Origin of the sequence: Leptospira neocaledonica, from assembly GCF_002812205.1 — a bacterium.
Taxonomy (GTDB): Bacteria; Spirochaetota; Leptospiria; order Leptospirales; family Leptospiraceae; genus Leptospira_B; species Leptospira_B neocaledonica.
Map to the genome: position 1 here is coordinate 346776 of NZ_NPEA01000003.1, position 16640 is coordinate 363415.

At 38.6% G+C, this 16640-nt stretch carries 15 protein-coding genes; 4 read left to right on the forward strand and 11 right to left on the reverse strand.

Annotated features, from left to right (window positions below):
- Positions 1-26: 26 nt before the first annotated feature.
- Complete coding sequence (locus CH365_RS06525) at positions 27-905, reverse strand: hypothetical protein (protein ID WP_100767774.1); 879 nt, start codon at positions 903-905, stop codon at positions 27-29.
- Positions 906-977: 72 nt separating this feature from the next.
- On the opposite strand from CH365_RS06525, the gene CH365_RS06530 reads away from it, so the two are divergent.
- Complete coding sequence (locus CH365_RS06530) at positions 978-1532, forward strand: Maf family protein (RefSeq protein ID WP_100767775.1); 555 nt, start codon at positions 978-980, stop codon at positions 1530-1532.
- Between the two features lie 24 nt (positions 1533-1556).
- Here CH365_RS06530 and CH365_RS06535 read toward each other — a convergent pair whose 3' ends face one another.
- Complete coding sequence (locus tag CH365_RS06535; RefSeq protein WP_100767776.1) at positions 1557-1778, reverse strand: hypothetical protein; 222 nt, start codon at positions 1776-1778, stop codon at positions 1557-1559.
- Between the two features lie 96 nt (positions 1779-1874).
- Here CH365_RS06535 and holA point away from each other — a divergent pair, with 96 nt between their 5' ends.
- On the forward strand, positions 1875-2978 hold the full coding sequence (holA, locus tag CH365_RS06540; protein WP_100767777.1) for a DNA polymerase III subunit delta: 1104 nt from the start codon (positions 1875-1877) through the stop codon (positions 2976-2978).
- On the opposite strand, the gene CH365_RS06545 is transcribed toward holA, so the two are convergent.
- Complete coding sequence (locus CH365_RS06545) at positions 2923-3819, reverse strand: AAA-type ATPase lid domain-containing protein (protein WP_100767778.1); 897 nt, start codon at positions 3817-3819, stop codon at positions 2923-2925. The genes holA and CH365_RS06545 overlap by 56 nt on opposite strands.
- Positions 3820-3826: 7 nt before the next feature.
- A complete protein-coding gene (locus tag CH365_RS06550; RefSeq protein WP_100767882.1) occupies positions 3827-5401 on the reverse strand; it encodes an LIC10012 family protein in 1575 nt (524 codons plus the stop codon).
- A 134-nt stretch (positions 5402-5535) separates the two neighbouring features.
- Here CH365_RS06550 and CH365_RS06555 point away from each other — a divergent pair, with 134 nt between their 5' ends.
- Positions 5536-6090, forward strand: coding sequence for a lipoprotein LipL21 (locus CH365_RS06555; RefSeq protein WP_086447600.1), 555 nt, complete (start codon positions 5536-5538; stop codon positions 6088-6090).
- 80 nt (positions 6091-6170) lie between these two features.
- Here CH365_RS06555 and lenA read toward each other — a convergent pair whose 3' ends face one another.
- The gene (lenA, locus tag CH365_RS06560; RefSeq protein ID WP_100767779.1) at positions 6171-6923 is read right to left on the reverse strand and encodes a lipoprotein LenA; all 753 of its coding nucleotides are present in this window, start codon (positions 6921-6923) and stop codon (positions 6171-6173) included.
- Between the two features lie 112 nt (positions 6924-7035).
- Between lenA and CH365_RS06565 the strand changes: the two genes are divergently transcribed.
- Positions 7036-8364, forward strand: coding sequence for an SH3 domain-containing protein (locus CH365_RS06565; protein ID WP_100767780.1), 1329 nt, complete (start codon positions 7036-7038; stop codon positions 8362-8364).
- Positions 8365-8402: 38 nt separating this feature from the next.
- Here the strand turns inward: CH365_RS06565 and CH365_RS06570 are convergent, their stop codons facing one another.
- The 6 genes from CH365_RS06570 to recF form a co-directional block, all read right to left on the reverse strand.
- Positions 8403-9590 carry a multiheme c-type cytochrome gene (locus CH365_RS06570; RefSeq protein WP_100767781.1) on the reverse strand — a complete coding sequence of 396 codons (1188 nt, stop codon included), beginning with the start codon at positions 9588-9590 and terminating at the stop codon, positions 8403-8405.
- Positions 9590-10543, reverse strand: a complete 954-nt coding sequence (gene dusB, locus CH365_RS06575; protein ID WP_100767782.1) for a tRNA dihydrouridine synthase DusB — start codon at positions 10541-10543, stop codon at positions 9590-9592. The genes CH365_RS06570 and dusB overlap by 1 nt, the downstream gene beginning before the upstream one ends.
- The gene (gene gyrA / locus CH365_RS06580; RefSeq protein ID WP_100767783.1) at positions 10540-13053 is read right to left on the reverse strand and encodes a DNA gyrase subunit A; all 2514 of its coding nucleotides are present in this window, start codon (positions 13051-13053) and stop codon (positions 10540-10542) included. Before gyrA ends, dusB begins: the two co-directional genes overlap by 4 nt.
- Positions 13054-13083: 30 nt before the next feature.
- Positions 13084-14997, reverse strand: coding sequence for a DNA topoisomerase (ATP-hydrolyzing) subunit B (gene gyrB, locus CH365_RS06585; RefSeq protein ID WP_100767784.1), 1914 nt, complete (start codon positions 14995-14997; stop codon positions 13084-13086).
- A gap of 86 nt (positions 14998-15083) precedes the next feature.
- Complete coding sequence (locus CH365_RS06590; RefSeq protein WP_100767785.1) at positions 15084-15545, reverse strand: DciA family protein; 462 nt, start codon at positions 15543-15545, stop codon at positions 15084-15086.
- Positions 15542-16639: a DNA replication/repair protein RecF gene (recF, locus tag CH365_RS06595; RefSeq protein ID WP_100767786.1), complete on the reverse strand. Its 1098-nt coding sequence runs from the start codon at positions 16637-16639 to the stop codon at positions 15542-15544. The genes CH365_RS06590 and recF overlap by 4 nt, the downstream gene beginning before the upstream one ends.
- Position 16640: the final 1 nt, after the last annotated feature.

Sequence of the window (16640 nt, forward strand, 5' to 3'; positions counted from 1 at the left end):
ATTCGGAAAGAAAACCGGAAAGGACCTTACTTTTTACCTTCGCCGCTTGCAGGTGAATTTGCAGAACCGGAATTATTCTTAGCCTCGCCCGGCTTTTTACCGGTTCTAGATTGATATACACTTATAATTGCCTGTTTTTCTTTTTGGCGATTCTTCTCTTCTGATTCGTTCAATACTTCCAGACAATCGTCCCAGTATTTTACTTCTTCAGGAGTTAGATAATCCGTTTCTAAAACTTTATTCTTACTGAGTTTCTCTTCTGATTCCAGTTTTCCTTCCTTCGATTTTTCCAGAAGGATCTTAGCTTTATAAAGTTGTAACAGACCTTGTTTAGCAAAATATAAATTTTGCCCTTGGTTCCCGATCTCTCTTTCTAACTTAGCCGCCTGCCAAGTATCTCTATAGATCTGAAGATGTTTTTCCATTACAGGAATGTACTGTTTGCCGAGTGCTTCGGTGTTCAGCTTTAGATCTACAATCTTAGGTTGGATATCCTTCTCTAATGCGTCGGAACGATTGAATACTTCTTTTGCCTGAGCCTCTGCAAGTTGATCCAATTTAGTTTTTAAAGTTTGGAATTGATTTCCTGCCAGCTCCCATTCTCCTCTTTGAAAAGAAGATTCTGCCTTCGCGTAATCGGCAAGGCTCGAGTCCCAGTCTGCCTTCTTCCCGAAATTCAAAAGACTAGTTCTTAAATATCTTAAAGCAACCCAGGATTTTTTACGCAAAGAATATGCTTTGGATTTTTGATCCACATTCGAGTTAGTCGGTTTGGTCTCCGGACTATCGCTCGGAGCTGTTTTCTTAGCTTCTTGGGAATATGAAGAAGCAAAGGTGATAAGTGAAACAAGAATTGCCAAAACTAGGGTACGTATAGAGAAGAATGATCTAAAAAATAAACTCATTGGTTCGATCCGTGCGAACATTGATACTGGGAAAAGGAGTGTCTGGCAAGGCTTTTCTTTCAGAATGGATATATGCTTATTCTGAGATCCCAATCTCCTAGAAGAAAAGAGATCTTACAGTCCTTGGGATTACATTTCCAAATCCAACCTTTGCCCACGGATGAAACTAGTCTTCACGAAGAAACACCTGTTCGTTATTTGGAAAGAGTTACCCTAGCAAAACTTGGACCCAAGTCAGATACTCCGGAAGAGGTAATCTTAGCCTCCGATACGATCGTAGTTTTTCAAAATAAAATCCTACAAAAACCTGCAGATGTATCGGAAGCATTCTCCATGATCTCTGAACTTTCCGGAAAAACTCATCAAGTCTACTCCGGACTTGGAATCATGACCGACCGTGAAAAAATTTTCGAGTATGATATTTCAGAAGTGGAATTCCATGCTTGGGAAAAATCTGAAATTTTAGAATATATTAAAATTTGTAAACCTTACGATAAAGCTGGATCTTACGGAATCCAAGATCCAAACTCACCTGCCAAAAATTTCCAAGGATCTTATTCTAATATTCTAGGATTTCCGATCCGCAAATTTTTCTTATACCATACTCTTTGGAGCAGGTTTCTCTAATTTTTGAATTAGGAAGAAAGGGAATTAAACGTAAAGGTCGAGGAATCGACCCTTAGATGCAGAAGATTCTTGAGGTGCAGTACTTCCTTCTGGACCGTAAAGTTTCAGAGACTTTCCAATATCAGAAAAATCCCTTTGGCGAATAGGCTCAATTGCAGGAACCCGAGACTGATTTAGGATCGGTTTGATATAAGTAAGATAATCTTCCTGGGAAGAAATTCTCTGTACGCCGTCGCTGATTCTCATAGAGCCTGAACTTATCTAAAAGATCGGAAAAATCCGCGATCTACTTTAGGAAAAGAATCGGATCATCCGCTTGACTCCCCTGGAAATCCTTCCAAAATGATTTCCGTGGCTGATACCAAAGTTTCAAATTCTTATGAGAATCTGATCGATTTTCTCCACAAGACTAAACCTAGCCTGGAATCTTTGCCGCAGGTCCTATTTGTGGTTTCTCAGGATTCATACGAATTTGGAGTCGTCAGTGATCTGTACAAAGCAGCTTACAAAAAAAGCGCCGATCCCTATGAGATCGTAGTATTTGTTGCAGAGCCTGGAGATCTGGAGAATTTTCAGAATGAAGCCGGGAACTTAGATATGTTTGCAGCCCAAAAATTATTCATCATCAAGTCAGGTGTTACATTCTTTAAACCTTGGCTAGGAAAAACAAAATCTAAAATTTCTCCTAAATCTTTTTCAGTGCCGGATACAGTAAAAATCCTGATTCATTATGATCATTGGGATCTTCCTAAAGAATTGGTCTCTATATTCGGTGACAAAGTTTCTCATTTTAAATCTTCTAAAATATTTCCTGATAAAAGAAAAGATGCCTTTCTAAGAGCATCCAAAGAGGTGGAAGTCAAATTAGACGACGAGGCAGAAGAGGAATTTTTACTCAAAGTTAGTCCGAGTGCAGGCGCGTACTTAAAAAATTTAGAAAAACTAAAATTATACTTAGGTAAGAAGAGTTTTAATCTAGCAGATCTAAAAGAAGTATTATTCCAAAGCTCCGAATTCAGTTCTTCGGAAATAGTGGATTATTTTTTCGAAAAGGATTACGGTAGATTTTCCCGAGAATTTACCAAATTCAAAATAGGAAAGGACTCACTTCTAATCTTTCTATCTTTATTAAAAGATCATTTGGATAAATTAAGAATTTATAAAATTATCCTGAGGATGTACGATAAGGTTTTGAGCGAAAAAGAACAATCAGATTTGCTTGGGATAGGAGCTTATTCTCCAGCTCGGAAAAATCATACTTTCAAAAGACTCAGAAGAGAAAGTTCTGCATTTAACGATATGGAAATCAAAGAACTATATGAGTTTTTATTGGAAATGAATCAAAAGATCAAAACCGGCTCCGAAAAAGAAGAAACTGTGTATTATTTCTTCAGGAAGATGGAGGATTTTTTCCATCCTCGGAATCGAACAGTTCGAACTCGGTGATCTTCCTATAAATTGTTCTTTCAGATATTCCTAATATTCTCGCAGCCTTTTCTCTATTACCATTTACAAGGATCAAATTACGTCTGATAATTTCCCTTTCATAATCTCTGAGAGGAATTCCAGTACGAACGGACAGATTATCGTTTTGTTTGTATCCTGTTTCGAATAATTCAGGAGGAAGATGTTTTGTATCCAAGGTCTTCACATTATGCATGGATACCATTGCTTCTAGCAGGTTCTTTAACTGATGAAGGTTACCTGGATAATCGTACTCTAATAAGAACTTTCCTAACTTTTCGGAAATTTTAATATTCTTCCGATTATACCTTTTACCAATCAGATCCAAAAAGAATCTAGTTAAAGGAGGAATATCTTCCTTTCTATCCCTTAATGTAGGAATTTTAACCTGAAGAGTTTGGATTTCCGTCATCAAGGATTCTTGTAATTTTCCAGATTTCACTTTTTCCGTAAGATCAGGCTCATCTGAAAGTAAGTATCTATTCTTCCCTTTTTCAGTCCGAATCTTTTGTAAAAGTTGCACCTGCAAACTTGGATTCAAATTTGAGATTGCTTCTAAAAAGATCGTTACTCCGGCTTTGCCGTCTAACTTTGAAAAGATGTCAGAAGTCTCTTCTTCCGATTCGGAAACGGAAAAATCGAAAACCTGGTATTGAGGAAACCGATCTTTACAAAAGGAATGAAACAAGTAACCTAAATAACTTTTTCCGGTCCCAGCTTCTCCTAAGAATAGGATGGGGAGATCGGAAGAAACCGCTTGTTTCATTCGATCCAGAATTTTACGAGTAGATGGGGATAATGCGATAAAATTAGATTCTTCCATGGCTCTGCTACGGCTGAGAAACTTCCAGGATCTCTCCCTTTACTAAACAATCGAATTTGAATTTTTCCGTGTTTCTCAAATAATTTCGAGCAACGGATGGATCACATTCCAAAATTTTAGCAGTAGAGAAAGTATATCGTTCTAACGAATCCGGTATTACTTCGACCCCCTCCGAAGAAAAAGAGGATGAAAGAAACGTCACTGCCCACACTCCTTTTTTTCCTTCCGAGAATCCCAAAGCGTTCGGGACTCGGATCCAGAATGCCTTAGACCCCGATTTTACTAGAACCTTCGGAAAATTTCCAAAATATTCCGAGTTGGACGCTTCGCTTACGGAGTTAGAAAATAAAAATGCAAAATTACTGCGGACCGGCTCAGAAGTGAGGATTTTCTCCTTCTTCACTTCTTCATAAATACTTCCTAAACTCCAAGGATTTAAGAATTCTCCCAAGGAATACTTACCTGAAAATTCTACTTTTTCGAGCGCTGAGTCCTCAATTTTCATTTTTGAATCGGGAGAAGCACCAGTGCTGTATAATTTTCCTTCTTTGAATACTAGAGTTTTAGAATCTCTCGGAGTGACTATTTTCTGAAAATAGGAAACTTCTCGAAATTCTGCTCCTCTTTTTGCTGCTTCTTTATGTTCCCTACGAGCTTCCGGCCCAGCGTAAGAAGAATATAGAATGGAAACTTTTGCTCCGATCAAGCTTAATCCTTCGATAGCAGCGCCGTAGCCGGCAATCGAATTAGAGGCTTTAGCGTTTGTAAGAATGCTAATCATTCTTTCCTTCTTCTTTCCTGGAGAATCTTCCGAACTTAGAATCCTTCTTAATCGAAGAAGTGCGTTCGTGAGATCTTGAGTATTAGATTTTCCTTCAGATTTAAAATCCTTCCATTGTTTGATAAGCTCAGAACGGGTGGATTCAGGAAAAACTTTGGACCCGTTCTCACTGAAAACAACCAGACGAAATTTTGTTTCGGGTTGCCAAGAGATCGCTTCTAATTGCGACATAAATTCTTTTCTTTCGGGCGCGTAAGAATAAGAAGAATCAAGCACTATGATTTGAGATTTTGCCGCTCGGACAGGTTCTCTCGAATATTCTTTTACTTTCTTTTTGGGAACCAAAGGAAAGGAATCCTTGGTCAACTTCTCTAAGATCTCGAACAAATCTTTTCTACCTATGATTGAGTATTCTTCCATTTTAGAAAGATTACAATCATACACGGAGCGATCGATTCGGATCTTCTCCTCAATTGATAACTGGTCTCGAACTACATAATCCGGTTTGAGTCGGGAACAAGTTTGTTTAAATTTTTCTCTTGAGACCTGAGGAATTAGAAAATCTTTTATTTCCGGATCTGAGTTCGGAGAGAGTTGCTCCTTTATCTGAACAGAATAGATTCTGGTCGCGTAGAACTGGCCTAATTTAGCTAACTCGTAAGGCTTTTCTCCCGTTCCTTCTAACGATTGTGGAGCTTGTCCTTCCCAATTTCCGGGAAGAAATACAACTGTCGTCGCTATTGCGTCGCTAGTCGCCAGAGTTAGCAGAACAAAAAGATAATTTCGGAAATTTTTTGACAATTGTGCGCTGCGAATAAATATTTTTTTACCAAAAAGTTGGCTGCTTTTAAATTTAAACGTATTCATTAAAAAATGGCTTGCGGAATCCGTTTAATGGATATATTCCTCAATTCCATCTGATCAAGGAGAAAATGATGATCAAGAAAGTAATCGTTATTGCACTGTCTGCTGCATTACTTACCTATTGCGGAGCTAATACTGCACAAAAAGACGCTACTTCCGTTGGAGACGGAGGATGGTCTTTCGAAGGTTGGGGTGGACCACCTGAGCAAAGAAACGACGGTAAAACTCCAAGAGACACTAATCCTAAAGACTATTATTACATGAAGTTCGCTTCTCGTGCTTCTGCGAAAGCTGTAGCTAAAAAAAGTCTCGCGATGATGCAGTCTACTTGCCGCGAAGCTTCTCGCTTACAAGGTGCTTCCGACGTTGTTAAGAAAATGGTCGGTGAGACTGTAGAATCTGCATCCGGAGTTTCCGACGGTGAAGCAACTGCTTCCGTTATCGTTGGTACTTCTGCAGGTATCGTAAAAGGAGTGGGAGTTTACGAATGTAAAGCTACCGGTCCAGGTTCCGATCCTAATGATGTTTCTAAAGACAACTGGGAAGAATGCCAGTGTGTTATTTACGCTAAATTTCCTGGTGGACGCGACGCTCTCGTAGCTAAAGCTCAAGAAGTTGGTAAATAATATTAATTCAGTTTGAGTTTTTTACTCTAATTGAAATGGAAAACCCCGCCTTATGGTGGGGTTTTTTATTTAGTTCCAGGTTACTCTGTAATTGTTAGTCCATACTCACTAGCAAGAGTATTTGCATCTTCCAAATAAGCATCACCTTTCTCTGCTACAGCTTTTAAAGCTTTTGCAGCGGCAGTCTTTAGCTCTTCTTGTTTAGCAGGATCTGTCGCCTTTTCTGCTTCAATAAGCTTATTACTAGCAGTTTTTAGGTTACGAATACTGTCTCCAAGTAGAGGGTCTTTTGAAATACTTGGTGAGTCAGGTTGGATCCAAACATCATAAAGATTATTCAATTTACCGCCTTTTATGATCGCAGCATAGCAACGAACTTTTGAAAAGTCACCACTCGCTTCTAATTCGAAGCAAGACATTCCTCTCTCCAATTTTCCTTTTGAAGGGGAGGTTAGTGAGTTTTTAGCAAATGCTTGTGCACCGTCGGCAATTACAAATAATACTGCATCAAAGAAGTTTTTCAACGCGGCGTATCCTTCTTTACCATCTACGGTCCTTACCTTAATATATTCCGCAGTAGTCTTTACACCTTTGGAATCGGTGGATTCGTGATTTACGATTTCCAAACCGGTAACTTCTTCATTTCCGTATACAATAGTTAGCTGTTCCGACTTTTCAGTTGTTCCAGGTTTTTTGTAAATCCACTGATCCCAACCGGAATATTTGGTTCCGATAATTTGAGCAGTCGGGGCTTCTTCCTGTTTCTTGCAAGCAGCTAAAAACAAGATTGCGAGCATTAATATTACACTCGAAAGCTTTTTGCCTATTTTCATCTAAATGTATCCTCCTAAAGGAAATTCATAATCAGTCTATTATGAAAAATTCTTGTCAATCTCAATCTCAATACAAGAATCTGGTGACTAACGTGTTCGAATTTCCTACTTTATGAAATACCTAAACCCCTTTAATTCAGCCTTTTTTTTTCTAATCCTAGTCGTTTCTTTTTTCTGGTCTTGTGCCTCCTCTGGAGGTAAAGGGTTCGGATACGTAACTGGAAATGCAGTTTCCCTTTATGAAAAACCCTCTGCGAAGAGCAAGAAGCTAGTTCAAATCGGTTCTTCTTCAAATTACGAAGTAATAGAAGCAGGGATTCCTGATAAAGAAAACGGCTCTAAAGTACTTTGGTACAAAATTAGTAGCCCTAAAGGTTCCGGATATCTTTCTTACGACGAAGAATTAGTAAAAGCAAATATAGCCACATTTTTACCGCCTAAGAATGATCGATTTGCATTGGTAACAGCAAACCCGTTACAACTTCGAGAGCAGCCGACTTTAAAATCAAAAGTTCTCGCGAAGTTACCTGCAAAAACACTAGTAGAGATTCAAAATGAATCAAAACAGGAGTCAAAGTTAGATGGAAAGTCAGGTAGCTGGCTCCAAATCAAAACTACAGATGGAAAATCAGGTTACGCATACTCCGCTTACTTAATGAGAGCAGCAACCGCAGAAGAACTGAAAGCGATCGAAAATTTAGTGGTAAGTGACTCTGGCTGGGCAGACGTTATCGGGACTCCGAACTTAGTTTACAGATTCGAAAACGGTAAATTCCTATTTTCCAAAAAACCTTCAGATTTCCCAGGAATCGGACAGGCATTCCCGTTCGAAAACAAAGTAATTACTCCTAAAAGTAAAGTTTTCTATAGTTTCGGAAAATCTAATATATATGTTGGTTCGGAGTTTGTAAAAACTTATCCTGATTATTCTACTTTAAGTTTAAGACATCTGTCACCTGATTTTGATAAAAAACTTGCAGAGGCTATCATCAAGAACATTTCGAAGGATACGGATTTTGAAAAAACAACTTATGAAGAAACTTCCTTCGGTAAAAGATCAATTTATCAAGTAAGTCATTTAGAAAAGAAAAAGTCTAGTTATGAAGAATATAATATTCTGTATTTCTTTCTAAAAGATGGGGGTAATTACACCATGTTAGAAGGGGATTTCAGAGACGTAGATATTACGGACATCGATAACGATGGAACCCCGGAAATCGTTTCCTCTTATTCGGAAGGTAGAAGCGGTTATTCATATACTAAAATTTATAGATTTAACGGTTCTAAATTCGAGCTGTTGATTCAGAATAATGACGAATGTTCTTATATAACTTATTCTTCCGGCTCTGGTACGATAACCGAAAATACAGGATTATGCGAAGGGCAGACGAACAGAGAAATCACTTACAAATTAGTGAAAGGTAAATTAGTACAAAATTAATTTACTTAATATCTAAAAGAGTTCGGATAGGTTTTATCTTATCCGGATTCTTTTTCAGTATATTCGTTTCTATCTTCAATTATAATCGTTTCTCTAATAATATTCTTCATACTTTCTTTCTTATCGATTGGAGAAAGGATCTTTTCTACATCATTCAAATAGTCTATCCATAACTCTATCTTAAGACTACGAGGTCTATCCGACCGATCTAAATAAAATTCTTTTTCTGCCCAGTTCTGGCCCTCGTCAGGCGCAGGGATTCTAGTATCGTATAAAAGTTTTTTCGGATTAGAAGAATCGGCTCTTTCTTCTCTAGAGGTCACTTTATAAAGTTTTCTAAGTATATATTCTCCGACAGAAACTCCATCTTTAGAAAAAACCTTCAATCTCAATGCCCGAAATAAATCTCCAGTAGGATAAGCATGTCCTATACCAATGGATTTTACCTTAAGCATAATTGTTTTTGATGAAACGTATTTTGCCTCGACCATCAAACTTTTTTTCAGGTCTTCAAGTGAATGACCTCCTCGAAAGTTATGACTCTTCTTTGTTCCGGGAGATAAATGACAATCCAAACAATCCGAGTCTTTCGCAAAACCGGAATTCTCCCATTCTTCTACAGTCCCTTGCATAGTTAGACTGGAATACTGAATAGTTTTAGAAGAGTTTGATAAAGTTTGCCAGGTCGGGAAGTTGAATTGATGACAAGAACCGCAAAGTTTATCAGAAGCGAAATCTGGTACAACTTTGTATTGATGATATAACTTAGCAGCATCGCTCGGAAGTTTTTCCGTGATAATGTGTCCACTTCTTACATGACAAACATTACAAGAAATGCCTTCTTCCGGTTTATATAAAGAATTCGAGGAAATCGTTTTCAGAGGTGAATGACAATTTTCACACCATTCCATTGGTTCCACTGAAAAACTATGTCTGTAAAGCTTATTTGTATGGGCGACTCGATGCCTTGATGAGAACCAATTTTCATAAATCTCTTTATGACAGGATTTGCAGTCAGCTGCAGATTCTAAAAGTTTACCGGTATTTTTATCTCGAATCGAATCAGTTTTTAAATCAAATCCGACTGGATGGATTCCTTTATCAAAACCTAAAACGTTTTTAATATCGTTCGTAAGATTATCGGATTTTAAATTTGCTAAAGAGATTAAAATGAAAACAAACGCCACAATCTTGCTAATACGAATAACACGAAACTGAAAATTCATTAAACACTTACGCTCAAACTGTTTTGAGCCTCACGTAGTGTGGAGATTAATTTTTCAGGGTCTTCCATTTTGAGAAGTTCGATTCTCATCGATTCCGTTTCTTTTCTGGATTGTATATAACGCACCAAATGTTTTCTGAGGAGGATCAGTCCGTACTTGTCTCCAAATGTTTCTCTCATCAGTTGCAAGTGATTCAGAGTAGTTGATACGATTTCTTCGAAACTTAGATCTTCTTTTTTGATATTAGAAAATATCCATGGATTTCCGATTGAATTCCTACCAATAAGGACTCCGTCCACCTTAGATTCTTCTTTTCTGCGGACAGCTTCTTCGTAACTGCTTACATCTCCGTTTCCGAAAATAGGGACTTTTCTTTCGGATTTGATATCTGCGATCGCATCCCAATCTGCTTTGCCTGAATATCCCATCTCTCGAGTTCGACCGTGCACGGAGATTGCCATCACACCGGATTCTTCTAAAATCCTGGATACTTCCATATAATTCCTGGATGAATCATCCCAACCTAAGCGAATCTTTGCGGTCACCGGAATATCCAGTGCTCTCCTCATTTCCTCTATTATTTTTCCTGCATATACAGGTTTGCGTAGGAGGCCAACTCCAGACCCTCTCATGGAAACATTCCGGGCAGGGCAGCCCATATTCAGATCAATGATATCAGGATTTAATTCACGAATTCTTTTTGCCGCTTCTACTATGATCTCCAGTTTATTACCGAAGATCTGAAAGGTGATTGGTCTTTCTTCTTCACGAAAACGTAATAGAGATAATGCTTTTTTAGATCCGACTGCGAGGCTATCGGTAGAAACAAATTCGGTGTAAGAGAATGCAGATCCGTATCTGCGAGCCATGGTTCTAGTCGGGCTATCACTGATCCCGGCCATCGGCGACATGGCCAACCAACCGGGAATTTCGACAGAACCGATGCGGATCATTTTTCTTTATTTTCTCGAATCACGGTACAATCTTGGACTCTATCATTGTCTTTGATGTCAACGACTCTGACTCCTACTGCAGTTCTTCCCATTTTGGAGATTTGGTTTGCTTCGGTTCGGATAACCATTCCTTGCTGAGTGACTAAGATGATCTCATCTTCCTCTCCAACGGAACTTACCGCTACAGCTGCACCGTTTTTCTCTCCCACTTTCAAGAAGGCCATTCCTTTGCCTCCTCTTCCTTTTGTTCCGAACTCTTCGAAGCCTAAACGTTTTCCGTAACCGTTTTCAGATATCACGAATAGATCATCGCCTTCTACCACTTTAGAAAGTCCTACGATCGCATCTTCTTTGGAAAGTCTCATCCCAGTTACACCTTGTGCGGTTCTCCCTTGGGCTCGGATTGTATCCATTTCAATTCTAAGTGCAAGTCCGTTAGCGGAGAAGATCATTACGTTATCGCCTTTAATAACGGAAATCACTTCTATGAGTTGGTCTCCATCTCTTAAGCCGATCGCGATGATGCCTGATTTTTTGACGTTACCGAATTCGGATAATTCAACTCGTTTGATAAATCCGTTTTTAGTTACGAGCAATAGGTCTTTTCCTTTATCTTCTTCCTTAAATGTGAAGATGGCGGAAATAGTTTCATTTTCACCAAGACCTATAATCGCTTTTAAGGATTTTCCTCTGGCTTCTTTGGAAGCTTGAGGGAGTTCATAGGCCTTCATCATATAAACTTTACCGGTATTTGAGAAGAACATTACATTATCGTGGGTCATGGCAGTTTTCATGATCTTGATCACGTCTTCTCTTTTTTGAGAAAGCCCTTGGATTCCTTTTCCACCACGTCTCTGTCTTTTAAAAGTGTCCAGAGGAAGTCTTTTTACGAATTGATCATAAGTAATTTGTAATACAACTTCTTCGTCTGCAATCAGATCTTCTGCGTTAAAGGTAGAAGACTCAACACTTTCCAAACTTATATCTGTCTTTCTTTTGTTCCCGAATTTTTCGGAAACTTCGGCTAACTCTGTGCAAACAATGTCCGCAACCCTTTCCGGTTTCGCGAGAATGTCTTTCAGATCTACGATCAAAGCTCGAACTTCTGCCAATTCATCGATTACCTTTTGGACTTCCAAAGAAGTTAATCTTTGTAGTCTCATCTCCAGGATCGCGTCAGCTTGGACATCTGAAAGAACGAATCGAGCCATCAATTGTTCTTTTGCTTCGGCTGCATTTTTAGATGCACGAATTACTTTGATCACTTCTTCGATATTTTCGAGAGCAATCTTCAATCCCTCTAAAATATGAGCACGCTTTTCAGCCTTATCCAGATCGAATTGTGTTCTACGAACGATTACTTCTTTTCTATGAATAGAATAAGCAACCAGGATCTCTTTTATGTTAAAGATCTTCGGTTTATTATCCAAGATCGCAAGCATTGTAATCCCGTAACTTACTTGAAGTTGAGTAAGTTTCAGAAGTTGATTTAGGATTACCTGAGCATTTGCATCTTTCTTAATATGGATCTCTACCCTGATACCTTTTCTATCAGATAGATCTAAGATTTCGGAAATTCCTTCGACTTGTTTTTCATTAACAAGCTCACCGATTCTTTCTAGAAGGGTCTTTTTATTTACTTGGTAAGGAATCTCAGTAACTACGATTACTTCTCTGCCTTTTTTGTTCTCTTCGATTTCTACTTTGGATCGAATCCGAATGGAACCTTTACCGGAATGGTAGGCAGATAATAAACCTTCTCCACCGATGATCGTACCGCCAGTAGGGAAATCCGGACCTGGCATTATTTTAAGAAGTTCTGATATACTTATATCAGGATTTTTAATTACAGTGATAACGGCTTCAATCGTTTCTCTCAAGTTATGAGGAGGAATGTTCGTAGCCATTCCTACCGCGATTCCAGAAGAACCGTTTACGAGTAGATTAGGAAAATTTGCGGGAAGTACATCGGGTTGCTGTTTTGTATCATCGAAGTTAGGAGAAAAGTTTACCGTTTCCTTTTCGATGTCCCTTAAAAGTTCTTCTGCAACTTTTGCAAGTCTTGCTTCCGTGTATCGGTATGCTGCAGGATTGTCACCATCTATAGATCCGTAGTTTCCTTGCCCATCAATGAGAGGAACTCTAAGGGAAAAATCTTGGACCATACGCACTAATGCATCGTATACGGAGCTATCTCCGTGTGGGTGATAATTACCTAATACTTCCCCGACAATTTTTGCACATTTAACATAAGGGCGGTCGCTTCTCCAAGCCCTTTCGTTCATTGCATGTAGAATACGTCTGTGAACCGGTTTTAAACCGTCTCTGACGTCAGGTAAAGCCCTACCTACAATTACGCTCATCGCATAACCAAGATAGGCTTCCTTCATTTGGTCTTCGATTTCGACAGGAATTACCCTGACGCCATTCTTCAATGCATCACCAATATCAGGACGGGAAGAAAGACTGAATCCTAAAGTTTTTGTTTCGTTCTCTAGCTCTTCGCTCATTTGTATTTAGAAATTCCTATTACCAATATATTAAAGATCAAGATTCGCAACTTTTGCCGCGTTGACCTCGATAAAGCGACGTCTCGGATTTACTTCGTCACCCATAAGTATATTAAATGTATCTTCTGCTTCTACATAATCATCGAGTTTTACTTTTAGAACGACTCGTTTTTCAGGATCCATGGTTGTCTCCCAAAGTTGTTCAGGATTCATTTCACCTAAACCTTTATATCGTTGGATGACTGCCTTTTCCGTTCCTAGAGATTTTAAATACTCATCCTTCTCTTTATCAGAGAATAGATAAACGGATGTCTTGCCGTGTTTAATCAAATACAATGGAGGTTGTGCGACATATAGAAACCCCTTTTCAATAATAGGTTTCATATAACGGAAGAAGAATGTAAGAAGTAATGTGCGAATATGAGAACCGTCAATATCCGCATCCGTCATAATAAAAATCTTATGATAACGGGCTTTATCTACATTAAATTCATCTTCGCCGATCCCGGTTCCTAAAGCAGAAACCAATGTACGAATTTCTTCGTTACCAAGAATTTTATCTAAACGTGCTTTTTCTACGTTCAGAATTTTTCCTTTTAGAGGAAGAATTGCCTGGTAATGTCGATCTCTTCCCTGCTTAGCGGAACCGCCTGCAGAATCTCCCTCTACTATATAAAGTTCAGAAGCAGCAGGATCCTTTTCGGAACAGTCCGCCAATTTTCCCGGAAGACCACCACCTTCTAATACAGATTTACGACGAGTTAAATCACGAGCCTTACGGGCGGCCTCTCGAGCCTTAGCTGATAATATACATTTTTCTAATATTTTTTTAGTAATAGCAGGATTCTCTTCGAAGAAAAGAGAGAGACCTTCTCCAGTTAGAGTTTGCATGATCCCTTTGATCTCTGCGTTTACTAATTTTTCTTTTGTCTGAGAGTTAAACTGAGGTTGAGGAATTTTTACCGAAATTACGGCAGTGATCCCTTCTTTTAAATCCTCTCCGGATAGTGCAGTAGGTTGTTTTTTTACGAGCTGCTGATCTTTTTTTAAGAAATCATTAAGAGTTCTAGTTAACGCAGCACGAAAACCTTCTAAGTGAGTTCCACCTAAGTTATTGTTTATATTATTGGTGAAACAAAAAATATTTTCAGAATATGTATCAGAGTATTGGATCGCGATTTCTGCGACCACATCATCTTTATTTCTTTCGAAGTGAATTGTTTTGTGAAGAGGATGTTTGTTCTCATTCAAATATTCAACGAAAGAAACAATCCCTCCATCAAATATGAATTCATGCTTTTCAGAGTCAGGTTTTCTTTTGTCCTGGACAATTAGTTTTAGACCCTTATTCAAAAATGCCAGCTCTCTAAAACGAGAAGTTAACACATCAAAATGGAATTCAGTAGTAGTGAAGATGCTCGCATCTGGTTTGAATCGAACAACAGTACCTCTTTCGGTAGTATCTCCGATTATATTCACAGGACCTTGAGGAATGCCTCTTGAATATTTTTGCTGATGAATCTTTCCATTTTGGTAAACTTCCACTTCCAATGATTCTGAAAGTGCATTAACGACTGATACCCCAACTCCATGAAGTCCACCGGAAACCTTGTAAGCGTCGTTCTCGAATTTACCACCGGCGTGCAAAATGGTCATAACGACTTCGATAGTGGAGATATTTTTTTCAGGGTGAATGGCTACAGGAATTCCACGCCCATTGTCTTTTACTTCTATCATGTTTTCAGGAAGAATGGAGATAGTAATTTCTGTACAATGGCCTGCCATGGCTTCGTCTACAGAGTTATCAACGACCTCATAGACCATCTTATGAAGACCGGTCTCATCTTGGGTCCCGATATACATCCCGGGGCGTTTGCGTACGGCCTCTAATCCTTCTAGGATTTTGATCTGGCCTGCGCTATAACTGCTTTCTGGTTGGCTCATCGGTCCTCCGGGATCTAGGAATAGTTTTCCTGAATTCGCTAAGGAGGCAAGGAAATTCGGCTTATTATTTAGAAAGAATGTCCTTCTCAGAGGAATTCAATCAGCTCTAAAAGTCTTTTTTTTGCGATAGGATCTGTTTCTTTTTCAGCTAAAGAAACTAGCTCTTGTTTGCCCTCCAATCCGGTTTTATCCGCGGTATATGAGGGGGATTTTTGTCTTTTAGGAGTGAGATTACCAATCCTAATTTCAATTTTTTTTACTACATCTCTTCCTAAGTAGCGAGCAGAATAACTTAAAATCCTTTTTCTCATAAAAAGGATTTCCTGTTTGTATGCAGAGTGAACTGTTATGATCACCAACACATCGCCCTTTAATGAAAATGGTTCCGAATGATTTGCATACACCGGTCCTATTATGTCGACCCAACGTTTTGCCAAAGTTTGAACCGCAATCTTCTCGGCTAAACTATCTTCTGTTAAGCCTAAATCCTGAAGAATATTTTTGAACTCTTGAGGATCAATTTTTTGTATTTTAGGTTCTTCTTTCATTGGTAAGGAGTGACTAGTCCGTTTTTCACTAGGAAGATCTGTTTTTCATCTTCCAATCTTCCCACATAGTCGGAGATACCTTCTAGGTCAGTCGTGGTAAAAAATGCCTGCCCTGAATTCAAAACTAAATCTACGAAATATTCTCTTCTTTTTACATCCAATTCTCGAATCACATCATCGATCAGAAGAATTGGAGTTCTTCCCAATTTCCTACGATAATACTCGAACGCAGCCGCTTTCAGAGAAATTACTGTACTTCTCTTCTGGCCTTGAGAAGCAAAATCCATGATATCACGATTATCTTCTCCTATATACAGGTCATCCCTATGAATTCCGACGGAAGTATAACCTAATTTCCTATCTCTGTTGATATTCCTTTGTAGGGTTTCTTTAAAATCTTCCAGATCAGAAAAGCTGGGTTTGTATTCCAAAGTTAGATTATCTCTTCCACCGCTGAGCTTTTTCAGATTGTCTCTATAAATAGGATCAAACTCTAAAATGAATTCTTTCCTTTTATTAAAAATACCGATCCCTTTTTCGATGAGCCTTTGGTTCCAAATCTCATAAAGGGCAGGGTCAGAAGATCCACTTTTTAAAAGTGCATTTCTCTGTTTTAAGATACGATTATATTCTATCAGATCATTTAAGTAAGAAGGATCTAAAGAAGAAAGTAGACTGTCCAAAAACCTTCTTCTTTCGGATGGTCCACCTTCAACGATGATCAAGTCCAAGGGAGTCATTAAAACACTCAGGAATTTACCAACTAAGTCGGATCTTTTTTTGACTTCTTCTTGATTAAATTTAAGTTTGCGACGACTAACAGGTTTTTTAGAAAAACCTAATTCATAAATTTCTCTTTTATGATCTCGATCTGCTTCACCTTTGATATAATATCCGTCAGAGTTCCAACGAATTAAATTTCCTTCTTCAGATTCTCTAAAACTTTTCAGCCAAGATATCATGGAGATCGCTTCGAGTAAGTTTGTTTTTCCTTCTCCGTTCTCTCCCACAAAGAAAATAAGCCTGGAATTGAACTCCAGGCTTATCTGCTCGTGATTTCTGAAATTGAGAAGCCTTAGGCTTCGTAAAAACACG